Origin of the sequence: uncultured Thermus sp. (assembly GCF_938010445.1) — a bacterium.
GTDB classification, from domain to species: domain Bacteria; phylum Deinococcota; class Deinococci; order Deinococcales; family Thermaceae; genus Thermus; species Thermus altitudinis.
Map to the genome: position 1 here is coordinate 1 of NZ_CALLUR010000172.1, position 2,876 is coordinate 2,876.

Genomic DNA, 2,876 nt, shown 5'->3' on the forward strand with positions numbered 1-2,876 from the left:
CTGGCCTTAAGGCCCAACCCCTACTGGCTTTTCGCCTGGCTCTTTCCCGTGGCCCTCACCCTCCTTTCCATCCCCTTGAGCCTTCCCTTTGGCGCCTGGCAGGGCTTGGATGCCCTCCGGTCCACCATCCCCCCGGAAGCCGCCCCAGGGATCCCCGAAGCCTTCTGGAGGCTCCTGCCCCTGGCCTTGATCCTCTCCGCCCTGGTGGCGGGGGCCACGGTGAACCTCCTGGCCGCCTTGGGGGAGGAGCTCATGTGGCGGGGATACCTTTGGGAAAGGCTCCGGGAAAGGGGTTTCTGGCCCGCCAGCCTGGAGATCGGCTTCTGGTGGGGCCTATGGCACGCCCCCCTCATCCTGGCCGGCCACAACTACCCCAGGGAGCCCCTTCTCGGGGTTCCCATGATGATCCTCTTCACCCTGGCCTTAACCCCCGTCCTCCTTTGGGTGCGGGAAAAGGGAGGCTCGGTATTGGCCGCAGCCCTCCTCCACGGCACCTTAAACGCCATCGCGGGCCTATCCCTCCTCTTGGTGGAGCGCACCCACGACCTCCTCACCGGAGTGGTAGGGCTTCCCGGGCTTTTCCTGCTCTCCCTCTTCAACCTCTGGCTGAGGAGGCGGGTATAGTCAAGGGGATGCGGTTTCTGGTGCTTTCGGGGCTATCCGGGGCGGGCAAGACCACGGCCAAGGGCTTTTTGGAGGACCTGGGCTACTTCATGGTGGATAACCTTCCCCCAGGCCTGTGGCCCGCCCTTTTGCAGGAGCTGGGCGGGAAGGGGGTGGAGCGGGCGGGGGTGGTGCTGGACGCCCGGGCCCTGGCCTTCTTTGGGGATTTGGAAACGGCCTTGGACGGGCTCAAGCCCACGGTGGTCTACCTCGAGGCCCGCCCCGAGGTGCTCCTCCGCCGCTACAACCTGACCCGGAGGGTCCACCCCTTAGGGGCAGGCAACCTCATGCGGGAGATCGGGGAGGAGCGCCGCATCCTGGGCCCCTTAAGGGCCCGGGCCCACCTGGTCCTGGACACCTCGGAGCTTTCCCCCAGGGCCCTTAAGGAAGCCTTGGTGCGCTTTCTGGGGGAGGAGGCGGGCTTCCTTTTGCGCCTCATCTCCTTCGGCTTCAAGTGGGGTCCGCCCCAGGAGGCGGATCTGGTCCTGGACGTGCGCCCCCTGCCCAACCCCCATTACGACCCTGCCCTGAAGCCCAAAACGGGGCTGGCCCCCGAGGTCCAGGCCTACGTGTTCCGGGAGGAGCACGAACCCTACTACCGGGCCCTTCTGGCGGTGGTGGGGCTGGCGGCGGAAGGAGCCAAGGCGGAGGGAAGGGCCTTTTACACCGTGGCCGTGGGGTGCACCGGGGGAAGGCACCGGAGCGTGGCGGTGGCGGAACGGCTGGCCGAAGAGCTCGCAAGCCGCTTCCGGGTGGAGGTGAACCACCGGGATGTGGACAAGGAGGAGTAAGCCCCTGGGATTCTCCCGGGGGGCTAAAGGGCTCGCCCGGCGCTTTCCCCCCCTTCGCTGGCTTTACCCGGGGATGCGGGTGAAGCGCTACGCAGCCTTGGCGGGCCTCGGGGTCCTTCTTACCGCCTACGGCCTCGCCCGCTTCCTCCCTCCCCCACCCCCGGAACCTGGGGCCTGGGTCTTGATCCTCCTGGGCCTCCTCCTCCTGGTGGGGGGGATAAGGAGCATGAACCGCAGCATGCTCTCCGCCTTCACCGAGCCCGAGGAGGTGCCAGAGCGGGTCTATGTGCGAAGAAGGCTGGAGCAAGGGCCCAAGGTGGTGGCCTTTGGCGGCGGCACCGGGCTTTCCCGGGTGCTTAGGGGCCTAAAGGAGCACACGGCCAACACCACCGCCATCGTGGCGGTGACCGACGACGGAGGCTCCACGGGCCGGCTTAGAGCCGCCTTTGGCCTACCGGCGGTGGGGGACCTGGTGGACTGCCTGGCAGCCCTTTCCGACCATCCCGCATTGCCTAAGCTCCTCCACCACCGTTTCCAGGAGGGGGAGCTCAAGGGCCACACCTTCGGCAACCTGTTCCTCTTGACCCTGAACCAGGAAGCCAAGGACTTCGCCCAGGCCATCCTCGAGGCCAACGCCATCCTGCAGCTGAGGGGCCAGGTCCTCCCCGCCACCCCCGAGGCGGTGCGGCTTAAGGCCCGCTTTCGGGACGGATCCGAGGTGGTGGGGGAGGTGGCCATCCGGGAGAAAAGGGGGCAAATCCGGGAGGTCTTCCTGGAACCCGAACCCCTAAGGGTTATGGAGGAGGCCCTCCAGGCCATCCACCAGGCGGACCTCCTGGTCCTGGGACCGGGAAGCCTGTACACCAGCGTCATCCCCAGCTTCCTGCCCAAACCCCTCCTGGAGGCCTTAGCCCGGGCCAAGGCCCCCCTGGTCTACGTGGTGAACCTCATGACCGAGCCCGGGGAAACCGAGGGCTACACCGCCTACGACCACTACAAGGCCATCGCCTACCACCTGGGCCGGAGGCCCCAGGCGGTCCTGGTGCACACCGCCCCCATTCCCGAGGAGGTCCTTAGCCGCTACGCCCAGGAGGGGCGCTTTCCCGTGGCCTTTGATCCCAGGCCCTTCGCCGTGGACGGGGTGCGGGTGATCGCCGGGGATTTCCGGGAGAAGGGCCTTTTGGCCCAGCACGACCCGGAAAAGGTGGTAAAGGCCCTTTTATCCCTGGTATAAAGATGGCCGTGCTCTTCCTCTTCCAAGACCCCTTGGGCGACGATCAGGGCCTGGCCTACCTCTATCCCCGGGCCGCCCTCTTCCAGGAGGCCGGGGAGGGGTATGCCGACCTCCTGGCCCTGGCGGGGGAGGAACGGGAAGGGAGGCTGGTCCTCAAGGTGCGCCTGAGCCGCTACCCCAATCCCCTC

The 2,876-nt window shown here is 67.1% G+C and carries 4 protein-coding genes; all 4 read left to right on the forward strand.

Annotated features, from left to right (window positions below):
• Positions 1 to 624 (forward strand): CPBP family intramembrane glutamic endopeptidase (locus Q0693_RS09575; protein WP_298631220.1); only part of this gene is annotated, 624 nt, incomplete at its 5' end.
• Positions 625 to 632: 8 nt separating this feature from the next.
• Entirely contained in the window at positions 633 to 1,454 is an 822-nt protein-coding gene (gene rapZ, locus Q0693_RS09580; RefSeq protein WP_243031939.1) for an RNase adapter RapZ, read from the forward strand.
• A gap of 73 nt (positions 1,455 to 1,527) precedes the next feature.
• On the forward strand, positions 1,528 to 2,688 hold the full coding sequence (locus Q0693_RS09585) for a gluconeogenesis factor YvcK family protein (protein WP_243031941.1): 1,161 nt from the start codon (positions 1,528 to 1,530) through the stop codon (positions 2,686 to 2,688).
• An 8-nt stretch (positions 2,689 to 2,696) separates the two neighbouring features.
• Positions 2,697 to 2,876 (forward strand): glucodextranase DOMON-like domain-containing protein (locus Q0693_RS09590; protein ID WP_298631224.1); only part of this gene is annotated, 180 nt, incomplete at its 3' end.

Excerpts from the sequence above, each read along its gene's own strand:
- rapZ (WP_243031939.1), top strand. The coding sequence starts at position 633 with ATGCGGTTTCTGGTGCTTTCGGGGCTATCCGGGGCGGGCAAGACCACG.
- Q0693_RS09585 (WP_243031941.1), top strand. The coding sequence starts at position 1,528 with ATGCGGGTGAAGCGCTACGCAGCCTTGGCGGGCCTCGGGGTCCTTCTT.